The sequence below is a fragment of the Actinomadura kijaniata genome (assembly GCF_014138665.1).
In the GTDB taxonomy this organism is placed as follows: domain Bacteria; phylum Actinomycetota; class Actinomycetes; order Streptosporangiales; family Streptosporangiaceae; genus Spirillospora; species Spirillospora kijaniata.
Window position 1 is genome coordinate 160,898 of record NZ_JACJIA010000002.1, and the last position, 16,900, is coordinate 177,797.

General features: G+C 75.3%; 15 protein-coding genes, 1 tRNA gene and 1 pseudogene. 9 read left to right on the forward strand and 8 right to left on the reverse strand.

Annotation, left to right across the window (positions count from 1 at the left end; genetic code table 11):
• Position 1 precedes the first annotated feature (1 nt).
• Entirely contained in the window at positions 2-670 is a 669-nt protein-coding gene (locus tag HNR61_RS07880) for a response regulator transcription factor (protein ID WP_312897807.1), read from the reverse strand.
• Positions 667-1,860 (reverse strand): sensor histidine kinase, encoded by a 1,194-nt coding sequence (locus HNR61_RS07885; RefSeq protein WP_182842468.1) that lies wholly within the window; start codon positions 1,858-1,860, stop codon positions 667-669. Before HNR61_RS07885 ends, HNR61_RS07880 begins: the two co-directional genes overlap by 4 nt.
• Positions 1,861-1,947: 87 nt before the next feature.
• On the opposite strand from HNR61_RS07885, the gene HNR61_RS07890 reads away from it, so the two are divergent.
• From HNR61_RS07890 to HNR61_RS07900, 3 genes are read left to right on the forward strand one after another with little or no spacing between them, the layout of a single operon-like run.
• Complete coding sequence (locus tag HNR61_RS07890) at positions 1,948-2,865, forward strand: ATP-binding cassette domain-containing protein (protein WP_182842469.1); 918 nt, start codon at positions 1,948-1,950, stop codon at positions 2,863-2,865.
• Positions 2,862-4,400 (forward strand): DUF1349 domain-containing protein, encoded by a 1,539-nt coding sequence (locus tag HNR61_RS07895; protein ID WP_182842470.1) that lies wholly within the window; start codon positions 2,862-2,864, stop codon positions 4,398-4,400. The genes HNR61_RS07890 and HNR61_RS07895 overlap by 4 nt, the downstream gene beginning before the upstream one ends.
• A complete protein-coding gene (locus tag HNR61_RS07900) occupies positions 4,397-5,161 on the forward strand; it encodes an ABC transporter permease subunit (protein WP_182842471.1) in 765 nt (254 codons plus the stop codon). Before HNR61_RS07895 ends, HNR61_RS07900 begins: the two co-directional genes overlap by 4 nt.
• A 20-nt stretch (positions 5,162-5,181) precedes the next feature.
• Here HNR61_RS07900 and HNR61_RS07905 read toward each other — a convergent pair whose 3' ends face one another.
• Positions 5,182-6,306: an alpha/beta hydrolase family protein gene (locus HNR61_RS07905; protein ID WP_182842472.1), complete on the reverse strand. Its 1,125-nt coding sequence runs from the start codon at positions 6,304-6,306 to the stop codon at positions 5,182-5,184.
• A 266-nt stretch (positions 6,307-6,572) separates the two neighbouring features.
• Between HNR61_RS07905 and HNR61_RS07910 the strand changes: the two are divergent.
• Positions 6,573-7,505: pseudogene (locus HNR61_RS07910) on the forward strand (undecaprenyl-diphosphate phosphatase); the annotation flags it as partial.
• 115 nt (positions 7,506-7,620) lie between these two features.
• Here HNR61_RS07910 and HNR61_RS07915 read toward each other — a convergent pair.
• Complete coding sequence (locus tag HNR61_RS07915) at positions 7,621-8,061, reverse strand: DUF6098 family protein (RefSeq protein ID WP_182842474.1); 441 nt, start codon at positions 8,059-8,061, stop codon at positions 7,621-7,623.
• A gap of 106 nt (positions 8,062-8,167) precedes the next feature.
• Between HNR61_RS07915 and HNR61_RS07920 the strand changes: the two genes are divergently transcribed.
• Positions 8,168-8,242: transfer RNA gene (locus HNR61_RS07920), tRNA-Asp, on the forward strand.
• A 49-nt stretch (positions 8,243-8,291) separates the two neighbouring features.
• Here the strand turns inward: HNR61_RS07920 and HNR61_RS07925 are convergent.
• Complete coding sequence (locus tag HNR61_RS07925) at positions 8,292-9,824, reverse strand: carboxylesterase/lipase family protein (protein WP_182842475.1); 1,533 nt, start codon at positions 9,822-9,824, stop codon at positions 8,292-8,294.
• 269 nt (positions 9,825-10,093) lie between these two features.
• Between HNR61_RS07925 and HNR61_RS07930 the strand changes: the two genes are divergently transcribed.
• Positions 10,094-10,408, forward strand: a complete 315-nt coding sequence (locus HNR61_RS07930) for a hypothetical protein (RefSeq protein ID WP_182842476.1) — start codon at positions 10,094-10,096, stop codon at positions 10,406-10,408.
• Positions 10,396-11,007 carry a PaaX family transcriptional regulator C-terminal domain-containing protein gene (locus HNR61_RS07935; protein ID WP_182842477.1) on the forward strand — a complete coding sequence of 204 codons (612 nt, stop codon included), beginning with the start codon at positions 10,396-10,398 and terminating at the stop codon, positions 11,005-11,007. The genes HNR61_RS07930 and HNR61_RS07935 overlap by 13 nt, the downstream gene beginning before the upstream one ends.
• On the opposite strand, the gene HNR61_RS07940 is transcribed toward HNR61_RS07935, so the two are convergent.
• From HNR61_RS07940 to HNR61_RS07950, 3 genes are read right to left on the reverse strand one after another with little or no spacing between them, the layout of a single operon-like run.
• Entirely contained in the window at positions 10,995-11,276 is a 282-nt protein-coding gene (locus tag HNR61_RS07940) for a hypothetical protein (RefSeq protein WP_182842478.1), read from the reverse strand. The two genes, HNR61_RS07935 and HNR61_RS07940, sit on opposite strands and share 13 nt — an antisense overlap.
• 53 nt (positions 11,277-11,329) lie before the next feature.
• The gene (locus tag HNR61_RS07945) at positions 11,330-13,084 is read right to left on the reverse strand and encodes a glycoside hydrolase family 3 protein (RefSeq protein WP_312897808.1); all 1,755 of its coding nucleotides are present in this window, start codon (positions 13,082-13,084) and stop codon (positions 11,330-11,332) included.
• Positions 13,085-13,094: 10 nt separating this feature from the next.
• On the reverse strand, positions 13,095-14,387 hold the full coding sequence (locus tag HNR61_RS07950; RefSeq protein WP_220509129.1) for an MFS transporter: 1,293 nt from the start codon (positions 14,385-14,387) through the stop codon (positions 13,095-13,097).
• Between the two features lie 158 nt (positions 14,388-14,545).
• On the opposite strand from HNR61_RS07950, the gene HNR61_RS49080 reads away from it, so the two are divergent.
• Together HNR61_RS49080 and surE are read left to right on the forward strand one after the other, a co-directional pair.
• Positions 14,546-15,811, forward strand: a complete 1,266-nt coding sequence (locus tag HNR61_RS49080) for a TetR family transcriptional regulator (RefSeq protein WP_182842479.1) — start codon at positions 14,546-14,548, stop codon at positions 15,809-15,811.
• Positions 15,812-15,897: 86 nt separating this feature from the next.
• Positions 15,898-16,791 (forward strand): 5'/3'-nucleotidase SurE, encoded by an 894-nt coding sequence (surE, locus tag HNR61_RS07960; RefSeq protein ID WP_182842480.1) that lies wholly within the window; start codon positions 15,898-15,900, stop codon positions 16,789-16,791.
• The last annotated feature ends 109 nt before the right edge of the window (positions 16,792-16,900 follow it).

The following is a 16,900-nucleotide window of genomic DNA, read 5'->3' on the forward strand; positions in this document are numbered from 1 at the left end:
GTCACGCGCCGTCGGTCGTGATCCGGTAGCCCACCCCGGGCGTGGTGGTGATGACCGGGGGTTCGCCGAGCTTGCGGCGGAGGCGGCCGATCGTGACCGTGACGGTGTTGGTCAGGGGGTTGGCGTGCTCGTCCCACACCTGTTCCAGCAGGTCCTCGGCGCTGAGGAACGCGGGCACGGCGCGCAGCAGGGCCTCCAGCAGCGCGAACTCCTTGACCGACAGCTCCAGGTGGCGTCCGTCGCGGGTGGCGGTGCGGCGCAGCGGGTCCAGCTCGATGCCCGCCGCGCGCAGCGTGCGGGGCCGCGCGGCGGGCCGGCGGCGGGCCAGGGAGCGGACGCGCAGCACCAGCTCGGGGAAGTGGAAGGGCTTGGTCAGGTAGTCGTCGGCGCCCAGGGTCAGCCCGGCGACCCGGTCGACGGGCGAGTCGGCGGCGGTCAGCATCAGGACCATGGTGCGGTCGTCGCGTTCGGTGATCATCCGGCAGAGCGTGTCGCCGTGGATCCCCGGCAGGTCCCGGTCGAGGACGACGACGTCGTAGGCGTTGACGTCGAGCTTGACGGCGGCCTCCAGGCCGTCGTGGGCCACGTCCACGGCCATGCCCTGGTCGGCCAGCCCCTCGGCCAGCACGGCGGCCAGGGAGCGGGCGTCCTCGACCACCAGCACCCTCACGCCGGGACCTCCGCCGGGACCTCCGCCGGGACCTCCGCCGGGGGCAGTGAGACGGTGACCGCGAGGCCCCCGTCCGGCCGGGCCCGCAGGCGGAGGGCGCCGCCGTGCGCCGCCGCGACGGCCGCGACGATCGACAGGCCGAGCCCGGAGCCGTCGCCGGAACCGGTGCGGTCGGCGCCGAGCCGCTGGAAGGGCCGGGCCAGCCGGTCGACCTGCGCCTGGTCGAGGACGGGCCCGCCGGTCTCCACGACGAGCTCGGCCGCCGCGCCGTCGGTGGCGGCGACGCGGATCCAGCCGCCGCGGTGGTTGTGGGTGACGGCGTTGTCGATCACGTTGTCGACCATGCGGGTGAGGAGCGTCGGGTCCCCCCGCGTCCACGCGCCGCCGGCGACGCCGGAGGCGTCGACGGTGAGCTCCTTCGCGGCGAGGCCGGCGGCCCGGTCGTCCAGCGCCGCGGCCGCCAGGCGGCCGAGCGGGAGCGCCGTGCGGCCGGGCGGGGAGCCGTGCCGGGCGCGGGCGAGCGTCAGCAGCCCCGCGAGGAGCCGGTCGATCTGGTCGAGCTCGGCGCGCAGCCGGTGGGCCAGCGCGGCGGTCTGCTCCGGGACGGGCTCCGGCTTGGCCAGGGCCACGTCGAGGGAGGCGCGCATGGTGGCCAGCGGGGTGCGCAGCTCGTGGGAGGCGTCGGCCACGAACCGGCGCTGCGCGGCGAACGCGTTCTCCAGCCGTTCCAGCAGCCCGTCGATGGTGTCGGCGAGGTCCTTGACCTCGTCGTCGGGGCCCCGCACGGCCAGCCGCTCGTCCAGGTTGTCGGCGGTGATCCGGCGGGTCGCCGTGATGATCATCCGGAGCGGGCGCAGCACCCGGCCCGCGACGACCCGGCCCAGCACGACCGACACCACGCCCATGACGACCAGCGCCACCGCCGAGCCGACCAGGAGCTGGCGCGTCTGCGCCGCGTGGGCGTCGGCCAGCTGGGCCTGGAGCCGCGCGATGCGCTCGGTGGCGGCGGCGAGCGTGGCCGGCTCGACCGGCGGGACGCCGGCGGGCGCGGACCGGCTGACCCTCGTCCCGCCCAGTCCCACGAGGTTGGTGATGGCCAGCAGCCCGACGCCGGACAGCAGGAACATGCCGCCGTACAGGACGGTGAGGCGCAGTCGTGCGGTGCGCGCCGGGAGTCGCCACGTTCTCATGCGGTCCAGGATGCCGCGCGGGACCTAACAGCGATGTGACGGCCTCCGTTCGGCCCGCGTCACGGGCCGGTCCGTAGAACCGGTGGCATGCGAGCAACCATCGAAGTGAGCGGGCTGCGCAAACGGTTCGGCCCGACCGTCGCGCTGGACGGCATGTCGTTCACCGTGCGGCCCGGCCGGGTCACCGGGTTCGTGGGGCCGAACGGCGCGGGCAAGTCCACCACGATGCGGGTGATCCTCGGTCTGGACGCGGCCGACGGGGGCCACGCGCTGATCGGCGGCCGGCCGTACCGGGCCCTGCGCTCCCCGCTGCGCCATGTCGGCGCGCTGCTGGACGCCGGGGCGCTGCAACCGGGCCGTACCGCGCGCGACCACCTGCTGTGGCTGGCCCGTTCCCAGGGGCTGCCGGCCGGGCGCGTGGACGAGGTGCTGGAACGGGTCGGGCTGGAATCCGCGGCCCGGCGCAGGGCGGGCGGCTTCTCGCTGGGCATGCGGCAGCGGCTCGGCATCGCGGCCGCGCTGCTCGGGGACCCGCCGGTGCTGCTGCTGGACGAGCCGGTCAACGGCCTCGACCCCGAGGGCGTCGTGTGGATGCGCGGCCTGCTGCGGTCGCTGGCGGGCGAGGGGCGCGCCGTGCTGGTGTCCAGCCATCTGATGGGCGAGCTGGAGGGCACCGCCGACCATCTCGTGGTGGTGGGCCGGGGCCGCGTCATCGCCGACACCGGCGTGGCCGACCTGATCGCGGCCGCCTCCCGCGACCGGGTGACGCTGCGGACGGCGGCGCGCGCCGCGGCGGCGTCGGCGCTGGAGCGCGCCGGCGCCGCCGTGGCCGCGACCGGCCATGACGCGCTCGTCGTCTCGGGGCTGCCGTCCGAGCGCGTCGTGGCCGTCCTCAACGCGGACGGGGTGCCGTTCTCCGAGGTCGCGGCGCACCGGGTGACGCTGGAGCAGGCGTACCTGGACCTCACCGGCGACGCGGTCGAGTACCGGGGAGCGGCCCGATGAGCGCCGGGTCCGGGGAGTTCGGGCGGCTGCTGCGCGCCGAGTGGACCAAGTTCCGGACGGTGCGCGGCTGGGTGGCGGCCATGGCGGCGGGGGCGCTGGTCACCGTGCTGCTCGGGCTGCTGTCCGCGTCCGGGAGCCACGCCTCGTGCGGCGCGGGTCCCGTCGAGGCCGCCTGCCCGCCGCATCCGGTGGGGCCGGGCGGCGAGGCCGTGACCGACAAGTTCTCTTTCGTACACCGATCCCTCACCGGGGACGGCGGCATCACCGTCCGCCTCACCTCCCTGACCGGCCGGATCCGCAAACCCGACGCCACCCCGGGGGTCCGGAACGTGGTCCCCGGGGTCGTGCCGTGGGCGAAGGCCGGGGTCATGGTCAAGGCGGGCACCCGGCAGGGCGCGCCCTACGCGGCGGTGATGATGACCGGCGCGCACGGGGTGCGGATGCAGCACGGCTTCACCCACGACGTGGCCGGGCGGCCGGGCGGCGTCTCGAAGGGGTCGCCGCGCTGGCTGCGGCTGACCCGCTCGGGCGACACGCTCACCGGGTACGAGTCCGCCGACGGCGCGCGCTGGACCCGGATCGGCGCCGCCACCCTGGCCGGGCTGCCGCGGACCGTCCGGATCGGGATGTTCGCGACCTCCCCCGGCGACCTGACCGTCACGCGGGCCGACCTCGGCGGATCCGTCGCGGCGGAGCGCTTCACCGAGGCCACCGGCGAGTTCGACCGGATCGCGGTGGAGGGCGACGCGCCCGGCGGCTGGCGCGACGACGACATCGGCGTCACGCTCGGGCCCGACGGGTCGCCCCACCACCCCGGCCGCGCCACCCGGTCCGGCGGCGCCCTCTCCGTCACCGGCACCGGCGACATCGCGCCGACCGTCGAGGGGCCGACCGTCGAGGACCCGCTCGGCGGCGCGCCGGCCGGGCTCCTGCTGATGATCGTGGTGGCGGTCGCGTTCGTCACCGCCGAGTACCGGCACGGCCTGATCCGCACCACCCTGCTCGCCGGTCCGCGCCGCGGCCGGACGCTGCTGGCCAAGGCGTCCGCGCTCGGCCTGGCCGCCTTCGCCGCCGCGCTGCCCGCCGTCGCGGTCGCGTTCACGGCCGGGGGGCGGATCCTGCGCGCCAACGGCAACGTCCTGCTCCCCGCGCCCCCGCTCACCCAGGTGCGCGTCGTGGTCGGCACGGCGGTGCTGTTCGCGCTGGCCGCCGTGCTCGCCCTCGCCCTGGGCGCGCTGCTGCGGCGCGGCGTCGCGGCGGTCGTCACCGCCGCCGTCGCGATCGTGGTCCCGCACGTCGTGGCGACCACCTCGGTCCTGCCCGACGGCGCGGCGCGGTGGCTGCTGCGCGTCACCCCGGCGGCCGGTTTCTCCGTCCAGCAGAGCATTCCCGAGTACCCGCACGTGCTCGGCCACTACACGCCCATCGCCGGGTTCTACCCGCTGCCGCCCCTGGCCGGCCTCGCGGTGCTCGCCGGCCACACCGCCCTCGTCCTCGGCCTGGCGATCCTCAGGCTCCGCCGGAGGGACGCATGAGGACCTACCTGCACGCGGAGTGGACGAAGGTCCGCACCCTGGCGGGCACCGGCCGGCTGCTGCTCACGATCGTCGTGCTGACCGTCGCCGCCTCCGCCGCCGCCTCGGCCCTCGTCTCGTGCACCGCCGAGGGCTGCGGCCACGACCCCGGCAGGATCGGGCTGTTCGGCGTCCAGGTGGGGCAGGCGCTCGTCGCCGTCCTGGCCGTGTCGGCGGTCACCGGCGAGTACGGCACCGGCATGATCCGCCTCACCCTGGCCGCCATGCCGCGCCGGACCGGCGTGCTGGCCGCCAAGGCGGCCGTCCTGACCGGCCTGACCCTGGCCGCCGGGGGCGTCGCCGTGCCCGTCTCCCTGCTGGTCTCCCGGCGCGTCCTGCTCGGCAACGGCTTCCCGCCCGACCCGCTCGACCCCACCGGCGGCCCCCTGCTGCGCGCCGCCGTCGGCTCGGTCCTCTACCTGGCGCTCGTCGCCCTGCTCAGCCTGGGGGTCGCCACGGCCGTCCGCGACTCCGCCACCGCCGTCGGGGTCGTGCTGGGCCTGCTCTACCTGTTCCCCGCCCTCATCCTCGTGGTCTCCGACGAGGACTGGCAGCGCTTCCTCTGGAAAGTCTCCCCCGCGAACGCCGGGCTCGCCGTCCAGGCCACCACCCGCCTCGCCGACCTGCCCCTCACCCCGTGGGCGGGCCTCGGCGTGCTGGCCGCCTGGACGGCGGCGGCGCTGCTGGGAGGCGGCCTGCTGCTACGGATCCGCGACGCGTAGGGGCCGCCCCGGCCGGGCTCCTACCAGAACCTCACCTCCGGGTACTTCGCCGACGGCCCGTCCAGCAGCGTCCGGTGCCTGCCCTTCAGGTGCGTGTCGAGGAAGGCGGCCAGGTACTCCCGGGTGATCTTCAGGGAGCGCTCGCCGTCCATCGGGTACGCCGGCATGCCCAGCCGCGGCGCGAGCACCGCGTAGTCGACGAAGCTCATGTGGTCGGCCCCGGTGACGGTGAGCCAGCGCTTCCGGTCGCCGGTCACGTGGGGCCAGAACAGGTCCCACGACTTCGGGTCCCCGCCGGTGACCGGCTGCTGGCGGGGGTTCCCGATCATCATGAACGGCTTGGTCACGGGCCTGGCGGGGGTCTTCGGGTTGTAGGAGCCGTCCAGGTTGACCGCGGCGTCGATCCGGTCGTTCACCGGCAGCAGGTGGGCGGCGCTCTGGCCGCCGACCGAATGCCCGGCCATCGCGATCCTGCGCTCGTCGATCAGCCTGTTCCAGCGCCGGGCGCGTTCCAGCCGGTCCAGCACGAAGGCGGTGTCGGCGGCCCGCACCCGGGCGACCTTCGCGCCCACCTCCTCGGTCATGCCGCCCCTGCCCGCCTCCATCGGGACGGTCCTGCCGTCGGGGAACGTGGTGGCGACCGCCTCGTAGGCGTGCCCGATGCCCGCGACCACGTAGCCCCGGCTCGCGAGATCCTCGGCCAGCGAGGTCAGCGTGGCCCGCGGCAGGGACATGCCGGGCGACATGATCACCAGCGGCCATCCGCGTCTCCGGCCGAGCGCGGGCGCGTCGGCCCGGGCGTGCGTCCGCGTCCTGGCCAGCGTGTCCGGCGGCAGGTCCCTCGTCTGGGGGTACCCCTTGAGGACCAGCGCCGACTCCTGCGGGGTGACGTACGGCGCGGTCCTGCCCGGCGCCCTCCGCGCGGGGTACCAGAGCGAGACCATCAGCTCGCGCGGCCTGCCGGACACCCAGGGGTCGGGCCGGCCGGGGTCGACCAGGTGGACGTCGGACCGTCCGACCGCGTGGCCGCCGGTCGGAGCGGGCAGGGCGAGCGCCGGAGCGGGCGGCGGAGCGGGTGGCGTGGCGGGCGCCGGGGCGGTCGGGAAGGCCAGGGCGATCGCACCGGCGATGAGCATGCTCTTCATGCGCACCACCCTGCGGGACGGAGCCGCCGCACCGCCCCCCGCCGAAGTCACACGACGTACGTGACTTTCGTAGGGGTCGCCCCCGCCCGGCCGGCGGGGGGCGGGCCGCGATACTCGTCCACGACGCCGATCTCACCTGACCGTTCTGACCTACCATCCGATCCGTCACTGAGATCATGGGCGTGCACCGGGAGCGTTCCGCCATGACCGGCCCCACCCCGTTCGCTCCTCGCCCCAGTGCCCACCGACGACGAAACGACTGACTGATGACCTGGTTGCAAGCCCTCATCCTGGGGGTGGTGCAGGGACTCACCGAGTTCCTGCCGATCTCCTCCTCGGCGCATCTGCGGCTGACCGCGGTCGCGGCGGGATGGCCGGACCCCGGGGCCGCGTTCACCGCGGTCACCCAGATCGGCACCGAGACGGCGGTGCTGCTGTACTTCCGCTCCGACATCTGGCGCATCGTCACCGCCTGGACCCGCTCGCTGACCAACGCCGCCGCGCGCAGGGACCCCGACGCCCGCATCGGCTGGCTGGTGATCGTCGGGTCGGTGCCGATCGGCGTGCTGGGCGTGACGCTGAAGGACTACATCACCGGGCCGTTCCGCGACCTGCGGCTGATCGCCTTCAGCCTGATCACGCTCGGTCTCGTGCTGGCGGTCGCCGACCGGATGGCCACCCGCGCCGAGCGGCGGGTCGCCGCCGCGCAGCAGGCCGCGGTGCCGCAGACCGCCGGGCAGTACGCCGCCGGGCAGTACGCGGCCGGGCAGTATGCAGCCGGGCAGTACGCCGCCGGGCCGCAGGCCGCCGTGTCGCAGACCGGGCGGCACCGCGTCGCCCGCCGGCCCAAGACCCTGGACGACCTGAGCGTGCGCGACGGCCTGCTCTACGGGCTGTGCCAGGCGCTGGCGCTGATCCCGGGCATGTCCCGGTCGGGCTCGACCATCACCGGCGGCCTGTTCCTGGGCTACAGCCGCGCCGCCGCCGCCCGCTACTCGTTCCTGCTGGCCATCCCGGCCGTGCTGGCCTCCGGGCTGTACGAGCTGACCGAGATCGGCGAGCACGGCACCCACGTCTCCTGGGCCCCGACCCTGGTGGCGACGCTGGTGGCCGGGCTGGTCGGCTACGCCGTCATCGCCTGGTTCATGAAGTTCATCTCCACCCGCAGCTTCCTGCCGTTCGTCTGCTACCGCGTGGTCCTGGGCGTGGTGCTGCTGGTGCTCATCGGTCTGGGGACCCTCGACCCCATGGCCGGCAGCAACATCGGCGGCTGATCCGCCGGCGGCCCGGCCGGCCTCCCGGCCGGGCCGCCGCCTACGTGTCGCTGGGCCGCCGCATCGGGCCCCACCGGCCCTTCTGCCCGGCGACGACGCGCCGGGCGTCCTCCAGCACCGACTCCTCGATCCAGGCGACCGGCCGCAGGCAGCTCACCAGCGGCTCGTTGTCGGGGCCGCGCCCCCGCTCCTCCCCCACCAGCACCCACGGCCGCACCCCGGGGCCCTTCTCGCCCTCCAGATGCGAGTAGTCGTACAGGCGCCGGGCCACCCACACCAGGAGCGGGCGCGGCGCCCACCAGTCCTCCATCGCGAGGGGGTTGGCCGACAGGCCCGGCATCGGGACGCCGGTCAGGTCGTCGCGGCTGCTCCCCTTGGCGTCGGCCTCGGGCCCCCGCGACCAGCGAACGAACAGCCGATCATCCTCGTCGACCAGTTTGGCCAGGTCATCGAGGGTGTTGATGGTGGGCATCTCCTCCATTGGTCGCTCCCTACCCCCGATCCGGTGCTCCTATCCGGGCGCCGGGGAGCGGGGCGCGCGTGTGGCGTCAGCACTCCCGGGAGGCGCTAGACTCGTGGGGCAGCGAGGTCCTGTGGAGCAGCTAGGAGTGCTCGCCACCCTGTCAAGGTGGAGGCCGCGGGTTCAAATCCCGTCAGGACCGCGGATCGAAGGCCCCGGAGCGTCGCTCCGGGGCCTTCGTCGTTCCGGGGTCAGGTCGTCCACAGGTCGCACTTGTGGTCTCGCGCGAAGGTCGTCATGGGGCCGGTGTCCGTCGGGGACAGGTTCTGGACCCGGGGGAACGGATACCAGGCCGGGGTCGCCGGGCCGTTCGGGGTCCCGGTGCGGGCGAACGTGGTCCAGTAGGAGAGCATCCGGTCCGACAGCCTCCGCTGCTCGGGGGTGTCCGTCACGCCGCCGAAGACGTAGCGGATCTCCGAGCCGTGCGGGGCCCCGAGCGGGAAGCTCAGCGGGAGGCCCAGGTGGTCCATGGCGTGCGGGTCGTTGAACTCGTAGGCGTACGCGCGGGTGTGGCGGGCCAGCAGCGCCGTGGACGCGTGGGACGGGCACGCGAACTGCGCGTCGGTGAGGACCGCCGCGAGGGCCTCGGCGGGGGTGCCGTAGTCCGACAGCGGGTAGCGGGGCAGGATCTCGTCGGCCCTGGCCGGGAACGCGCGGCGCACCGCCGCCGGGTACTCCTCGGCGGTGAGGCGGCGTCCGGCCAGGTCGTAGGTGGTCGCGACGGTGAGGCGGGCCTCGTCGCGGGTGGAGCCCTGCATGATCGGGATGCGGGGGTGGTCGCCGGTGCGGAACGCCTCGGTGACCTGGGCGCGGAGCACGTGCCCGTCCTCGACCGGGGTCCAGCGGCCGGGGACGGCCTGGACCTCGGCGGCCGGCCGGGCGCGCAGGCAGGCCGGGTCGGCGCAGCCGAGGGCCGTCGCGAAGCGTTCGCCCGCGGTCTCGGCGGTCCGGCGGTCCGGGGTCGGGAAGGCGCAGCCGGACTGCGCGACGGCCCGGTGGAACAGTCCCCGGGCGAGGGGCGAGATCAGGTTCTGGCACACGCTGCCGCCGCCGGCGGACTCGCCGAAGACGGTGACGTTGCCCGCGTCGCCGCCGAACGCGCCGATGTTGCGGCGCACCCAGCGCAGCGCGGCCTGCTGGTCGAGCAGGCCGTAGTTGCCGGAGTGGCCGGACTCGGCGGACAGCGCGGGGTGCGCCAGGAAGCCGAACGCGCCCAGCCGGTAGTTGAGGGTGACGACCACGACGTCGCCGCGGTCGGCGAGCGCGCCGCCGTCGTAGAAGGTGCCCGAGCCGATCGTGTAGCCGCCGCCGTGGATCCAGACCATGACCGGCCGTGGCCGGGACGGGTGGCGGGAGGGGACGTGGACGTTGAGGTACAGGCAGTCCTCGCTGGGCGTGCCGGGTCCGGCCAGGTCGCCCCACGGGGTCTTCGAGCCGCTCTGCGTGCAGGGGTCGCCCGGCTTGCTCCCGTCGCGGACGTCCTTCCAGGGCGCGGCCGGGGCGGGGGGCTTCCAGCGCAGCGCGCCGGTGGGCGGGGCGGCGTAGGGGATGCCGAGGTAGGAGGTCCCGTCCGGACCGGAGACCCCGGCGACCGCCCCGGTGTGGGTGCGCACGACGTTGTCGGTGGCGCGTGCGGGGGCGGCCAGGAGGCCGAGGGCGGTGAGGGAGGCCAGGAGGGACGCGATGACCCTGGCCAGCCGCCGGGGGGAACGTGGGAGCTTCATGGTGCGGTCTCCTCATGGGGGACACTTTCGTGACCGGGCACGCCTTGGAATGTCGCAAGACGGCGGGGCGGCTTCAATGCCCTGGGGCAAGGAGTGGGAGCGGGGCCAATGCGAACGTTCCGAGGATGTGGGCGCTCCCCGGATGTCGCGCGGCGGTTCCGGTGAGGTCGATCGATGATCTGTCGCGTATGCCGTCCGGTCCTAGACTCGGATGGTGTGACGGGGACGACGGCGGCCCAGGCGGGGGCGGGGAGGCCCGGCCGCCCCGCGTGCGGAACGGTTCCCGGCCGCGGCACCTGCTCCTCACGCTGCTGGGCGACTACTGGTACGGCCGGCACGACCCTCTGCCGTCGGCGACGCTGGTGGCGTTGCTCGGGGAGTTCGGCGTCTCGCCGGCCGCCGCCCGCGCGGCGCTCAACCGGCCGGCGCGCCGGGGCGTGCTGGAGTGCTCCCGGACGGGCCGCCGCGCCGGTTACGGGTTGAGCCGCCGGGTGCCGGCGGAGCTGCGGCTCGGCCCCGCGGTCCGGGACGCGGTGCTGTTCGGCGCGGACCCCCCGCCCTGGGACGGGCGGTGGCGCTGGTGATCTTCTCGATCCCCGAGGACCGGCGGAACCTGCGGCGCGCGATCCGCGCGCGGCTGCGGTGGCTCGGCTTCGCGCCGCTGTTCGACGGCGTCCGGATCTCCCCGCACGAGCGGGGGCGGGAGGCGGGCCGGTTCCTCGACGAGCTGGGGATGGGCGCCTACTCGGTGCTGACCGCCCGGCAGCCGCCGGACGTCCCGCAGGGCGTCGCCCCGCTCGACGCGTGGGACCTGGACGGGATCAGGGCGGAGTACGACGCGTTCGTCGCGGAGTGGGAGTCGCTGGTGGAACGGGTGCGGGACGGGGCCGTCGGCACGGCGGAGGCCCTGCGCGCCCGGACCGGGCTCATGGACGACTGGATCCGGTTCCCCGGCGTCGATCCCCGGCTGCCCGAGGAGCTGCTTCCGGCGGACTGGCCCCGGCGGCGGGCGCACGGGGTCTTCGCCGAGCTGTACGACGCGCTGGGCCCGCTCGCCGAGACGCGCGTGCGGCAGATCGTCGCGCGTCTCGCGCCGGAGCCAGCCCCGCTCGTCCGGCACCACACCCACCGGGGGCCCGCGGACGCCGCGGGACCCCCGGACGGGCCGGGTCAGTGCCGGTGAGCGGCGAGCTGGTCGGTGTAGGCGCGTTCGGCGAGGTCCATGCCGGGGCCGTCGCCGAGGTTGCACTCGGCCTTGATGTGGGCGACGCCCTTCAGCATCCCCGCGTAGGTGGCGTAGTGCTCCCAGACCGAGCGGCCGCAGTCGAGGGGTTCGCCGGGGAGACAGCGCGCGAGGGGCGCGCCCAGGATCGTCAGGGCCTCACGGAGGGCGCGGGTCTCCCTCATCCACTCGTCGAGCGTCCAGGACGAGTTCGGTGTCCACTGCTTCATGTGCGCACCGTATCCGCGCGGTCGCGTGTGGTGTTGGATTTCGGGGGAATCGGTCAGGTCTCCAGGGACAGGCCGTGGCCGAGCGGGAAGACGGGGTCCGCGGTGTCGCCCGGGACGTCGGAGCGGCTCCCCTCCACCTCCGCCATCGAGCGCGGCAGCTCGAACGGCAGGCGGCCCTCCGGCCGCGCCCGGCCGAACACCACGTCGAGGACGGCCTCGTCGCTCGCCCCGTACTCGCCGATCAGGGCGGCGGCGTGGGCGGCGATCTCGGGGACGGCGGCGGGGCGCTCCAGGTTGATCGCGACGACCGTCGGGAGCCGGTCCAGGAGTTCCACGATCTCCCGGACGCGGTCCGGCGGGAACTCCAGCGAGCCGCTGTGGAAGAAGGTCTCGAAGAAGCCGCCCTCGCGGGGCTCGAACGGGGCCGGCAGGCGCAGGACCGCCAGGTCGGCGCGGTCCGGGGAGTCCACGACCTCCGCGTACGCGGCGGCCCTGCCCGGGTCCACGCCCTCGACGTACAGGCGGGGGCGGTCGCCGACCGGCAGGACGTCCTTGTTGGTGAGCAGCGTCAGGGAGCGGCGCTGGGCGGCGTTCCCGGCGGCGGCGAAACCGGCGTTGCCGACGATCTCCTCGGCGCGGTCGGGGTCCGCGTACCGGTGCTCGAACAGGCCGAGGCGGAACTTCTCGCGCAGCAGGCGGCGCACCGAGGCGTCGATCCGGTCCTCGGGGATCCGGCCGGAGCGCGCCAGCTCCACGACCAGCTCGGGGCAGGACTCGCCGCCGAACTGGTCGACGCCCGCGCGCAGGGCCTTCTCGGCGCGTTCGAGCGGGGTCAGGTGCTCGGCGCCCCACGCCTTGGCGGGCTCCAGGAACGGGCCGATGCGCGTCTCGTTCAGCAGGCACCAGTCGGTGCAGACGATGCCGTCGAAGCCGAGCCCCCCGCGCAGCAGGCCGGTGATGACGCGCTCGTTGAAGCCGAAGCCGACCTCCTCGTACCCGGTGCCGACCGGCATGCCGTAGGAGGGCATGACCTGGGTCGCCCCGGCGGCGAGGGCGGCCCGGAACGGCTCCAGGTGGTAGTCGAAGGCGCCACCGGGGTAGACCTGCTCGCGGCCGTAGGGGAAGTGCGGGTCCTCGCCGTCCCGCTGCGGGCCGCCGCCGGGGAAGTGCTTGACCATGCACGCGACGCTCTCCGGCCCGAACGCCGGGCCGCGCATCCCCTCGATGTAGGCCGCGACCAGCCGCGACGTCAGCTCGGCGGAGGCGCCGAAGGTGCCGCTGACGCGGGGCCAGCGGGGCTCGGTGGCCAGGTCGATCTGGGGGTGCAGCGCGACGCGGAGGCCGACGGCCAGGTACTCGCGGCGGACGATGTCGGCGTGGCGGCGGACCTCGTCCGGGTCGCCGATCGCGGCCAGGCCGGTCGCCTCGGGCCACCGGGAGAACGCGCCGGACGGCAGGCCCGCGCCGGGGTTGTCGGTGAACGCGTGGCGCGGGTCGGTGGAGAGGGTGACGGGGATGCCCAGGCGGGTGTCGGCCGCGATCTCCTGGACGCGGTTGTGCCACCGCGCCATGGCGGCGGGGGCGCCGCCGCCCAGCAGGTTGAAGTGGTTCAGCAGGCCGCCCTGGAGCATCTCGGTGGTGGTGCGGCCGCCGGGCTGCGCGCCGGGCTCCTCGACGGGGGTGCCGTCGTCGTTCATGGCGAGCATGGTGTGGAACATCAGGCCCGCCTTCTCCTCCAGCGTCATGCGGGAGAGCAGGTCGGCGACGCGGTCCCCGGTGGGGCGGGAGGGGTCCTGGTAGGGATGCACGGGGTCTCCTTCAGCGCACCGAGCGCACGAGCTGGACGGCGAACGCCCCGAGCAGGCCGCAGACGGCGCCGGTGACGAACAGGGCGGAGTAGTTGCCGCCCGGTCCGTCACCGGCGCCGAGCGCCGGCAGGGCGGGGGCGACGATCGGGACGAGCGACTGCGGCAGGGCGTTGGCGATGTTGAGCACGCCCATGTCCTTGGCGGACTCGCGGGGGTCGGGCAGCACGGCGGCGGCGAGCGCGACGTCGACGGCCATGTAGAGGCCCTGGCCGAAGCCGAACAGCGCGACCGCGCACAGGAACAGCGGCAGCGAGTCCACCAGCGCGACGACCAGCAGGGCGAGGCCGGTGACGGCGGCGGAGAAGACGACGTAGGGCTTGCGGCGGCCGGAGCGGTCCGACAGCGTGCCGCCGAGGATCGAGCCGACGACGGTGGCGGCGGTCATGACCAGGGTGCTGAGGAACACCTTCCCGGCGGCCTGCTCGGTGCTGAAACCGAGCCGGTCCACCAGGTAGTAGGTCTGGTAGCTGGTGAGGGAGGCCAGCCCGACGTACACCATGAAGCGGCCGAGCCAGTTCCAGCCGAAGTCGCGGTGCCGGAGGGGGTTCACCCAGAAGCTGCGCAGGAACGTCCGCAGGCCGTAGGGGGCGAGGGCGGCGCGGTCGGCGGGGGCGTCCCGCAGGACGAGCACCAGCCAGCCGACGCACAGCAGCCCGACCAGGCCGGGCACGGCCATCATCAGCAGCGCGTGGCCCGCGACGGCCTGCGCGACGAACGCGCCGCCGACCATCGCGACCGAGGTCATCATGCCGACCAGGCCGGAGACGCGGCCGCGCTGCCGGTCGGGGATCTGGTCGGGGATGATCGCGGTGAGCGCGGCCAGGGTGGCGTTGACGCCGAGCTGCGCGACCGCCCAGCCGAGGGTGAGCAGCGGGACGGTGCCGCCGACCGCGACCAGCAGCAGCCCGGCCAGGCCGACGACCATGCCGCCGAGCAGCCAGGGGCGGCGGCGGCCGAACCGCGAGGTGGTGCGGTCCGACAGCGCGCCGAACAGCGGGTTGGCCACCAGCGCCAGCACCGCGCCGACCGACAGCACCTGGCCGAGGCTGGCGGCGCGCGTGTCGGGGGCGACCTGCGCGACCCGGATCGCCAGCGTGACGATCACCGGGGTGAGGACGGCCAGATACGCGCCGAACTGCGCCGCGACCAGGGCGGCCACGAGCCGCGCGGGGGCGGCGGGTCGGTCGTCTGCGCCGGGGACCGGGAGCACCGGTTCGGCGGCGGCCCCATGGACGGCGGTCATGGGCACCTCCTTGGGAACGGACGGAGTGCACGACATCGCCCCTGCGGCGAGTGCGTTCACGGTAGGAGAAAACCAAGTGAACAGTAAGTTTTCACTGCCGTGACGTGCGTCACCCACCGGGGGGCACGGGTCCGGGCACGGCGGCCTAATCTGGGGCGATGAGCCCCCGTACCAGCGCCCCGCGCGGCGGCTACGCCGTCGGCGACGCCCGCCGCCGGCGCATCCTCGACGTCGCCGTCCGGCACCTCGCCGAGCGCGGCTACCACGGCTCGTCCCTGGCCCGCATCGCCGCCGAGGCCGGGCTGTCGCAGGCGGGGCTGCTGCACCACTTCGGCAGCAAGCAGGAGCTGGTGGTGGCGGTGCTGGAGCACCGCGACGAGGAGTCGACCGGGCACGCGTTCACCGGCGGCGAGTCCGGCCTGGACGTGCTGCGCGCGCTGGTGCGGCTGGCGGAGATCAACCTGACCCGGCCCGACCTGCTGCGGATGTTCACCCGGCTGTCGGTCGAGGCCGCCGACCCCGGGCATCCGGCGCACGGCTACTTCGTCCGCCGCTACGCCGCGGTGACCGGGCGGACGGCGGCGGCCCTGGCCGCCGGGGTGGACCGGGGCGAGATCCGCGCCGGGCTCGACCTGACCGGGATCGCCCAGGAGATCATGGCCGTCATGGACGGGTTGCAGGCGCAGTGGTGCCTGCGGCCCGAGGCGGTGGACATGGTGGCGCGGTTCCGCGACCAGCTGGACCGGATCGCCCGCTCGATCAGCGTGGACGGGCGGGGGCTGGCCGGGCCCCCCGCGCCGGCGGCCGGGGCGGAACCGCGGCCGGCGGCCCGGCGGGACGCGCCCCTGCCCCGGCGGCGCGACGACGGGCGGGCGCGGGACCGGCGTTCGGAGATCCTGCTGGCCGCGCTGGAGGTGTTCGGCGAACTCGGCTACCGGGGCGCGACGCTGGCGGCGGTGGCCGAGCGGGCCAGGCTGACGCAGCAGGGGCTGCTGCACCACTTCCCCGGCAAGGAGAGCCTGCTGGTGGCGATGCTGGGCCTGCGCGAGCACCTGGACACGCTGCGGATGCTCGCCGAGGGCGCGGCGACGCCGAGGCTGGAGCACATCGAGCAGCTCGCCGAGTACAACGCGACCCGGCCGGGCGTGATCCAGACGTTCACGGTGCTGGCGGCCGAGAGCGTCACCGACGGGCATCCCGCGCACGACTACTTCGTGGAGCGGTACGCGCGGCTGCGGACGCTCGGCGCGGAAGCGCTCCGCGCCGAGCTGGGCGGGGACCTGCCCGGCGGGGTCACCCCCGAGGAGGCCGCCGCCCTCCTGCTCGCCGTCCAGGACGGCGCGCAACTGCAATGGCTGCTGGACCCCGACGCGGTGGACCTTCCGGCGCTGGTGCGGGCCTTCACGCGACTGCTCCGTAGATAACAAATAAGTCACGACGCCTACCGATCACTCGGCCCCGTGCCCCATGCTCCGTGCAGCGCTCCCCGCTCCCACCCCCTGGAGCAACCATGAGGCCCAACCGCCGCGCGGTGGTCGTCGCGACCGCCGCCCTCCTCACCCCCGTCCTCCCGGCCGCCGCGTCGCCCGGACCGCGGCCCGACCGACCGCTGCGCATCCTGCTGAGCAACGACGACGGCCACGCCGCCCCCGGCATCAGGGCCGTCTTCGACGCGCTCACCGCCGCCGGGCACGACGTCACGATCGTCGCCCCGGCGACCAACCAGAGCGGCGCGGGCGCCAAGCGGACCGTCGAGGACGGCCACGTCGTCAAGGCCCGGCAGGTGTCGGAGCGGGTGTGGGCGGTCGAGGGGACGCCCGGCGACTCGGTGCTGTTCGGCCTCGGCCGGGTGTTCGCCGGGCGGAAGGTCGATCTGGTGGTGTCGGGCACCAACTTCGGCCAGAACGTCGGCGCCATCAACAACAACTCCGGCACCGTCGGCGCGGCGGTCACCGCGATCGACATGGGCGTGCCCGCCGTCGCGGTGAGCACCCAGTTCGACTTCGCGAACGTCCGGAACACCATCGCCAACATGCCCGCGACGGCCGCGTTCACCGCCAGGCTGGTCGACCGGCTCCGGCGCGACGCGCGGGGCGGGGCGCTGCTGCCCGCCCACTCCGGGATCAGCGTCAACTACCCGACCCGCCCGGACCTGGCCGCGCCGGCCGGGGTCGCGCTCACCCGGCCGACCCGCGAGACGCTGTTCAGCGTCTCCTACGAGCCCGACGGGTCCGGCGGGTACCGGATGAGGCCCGTCATCGGCGCGGACATCGCCGCCGAACGCGACAGCGACTGGGCCGCGCTGGAGGCCGGGAAGGTGAGCGTCACGCCGATCGACGCCGACTGGGGCGCGTCCGGCTCCTCCTTCGCGCGCACGGCGGCGCGCCTCAAGGGATTGCGCTGACACTCGCCGGGCCCGGCGGGGCGGCGGCGCCGGGGCGCCCCCCCCCCCCGGCCCGGCCGGCCGGCGGCTGCCCGCCGCGGGGGGCGGCGGCGGGCGCCGGGGCGGCCTC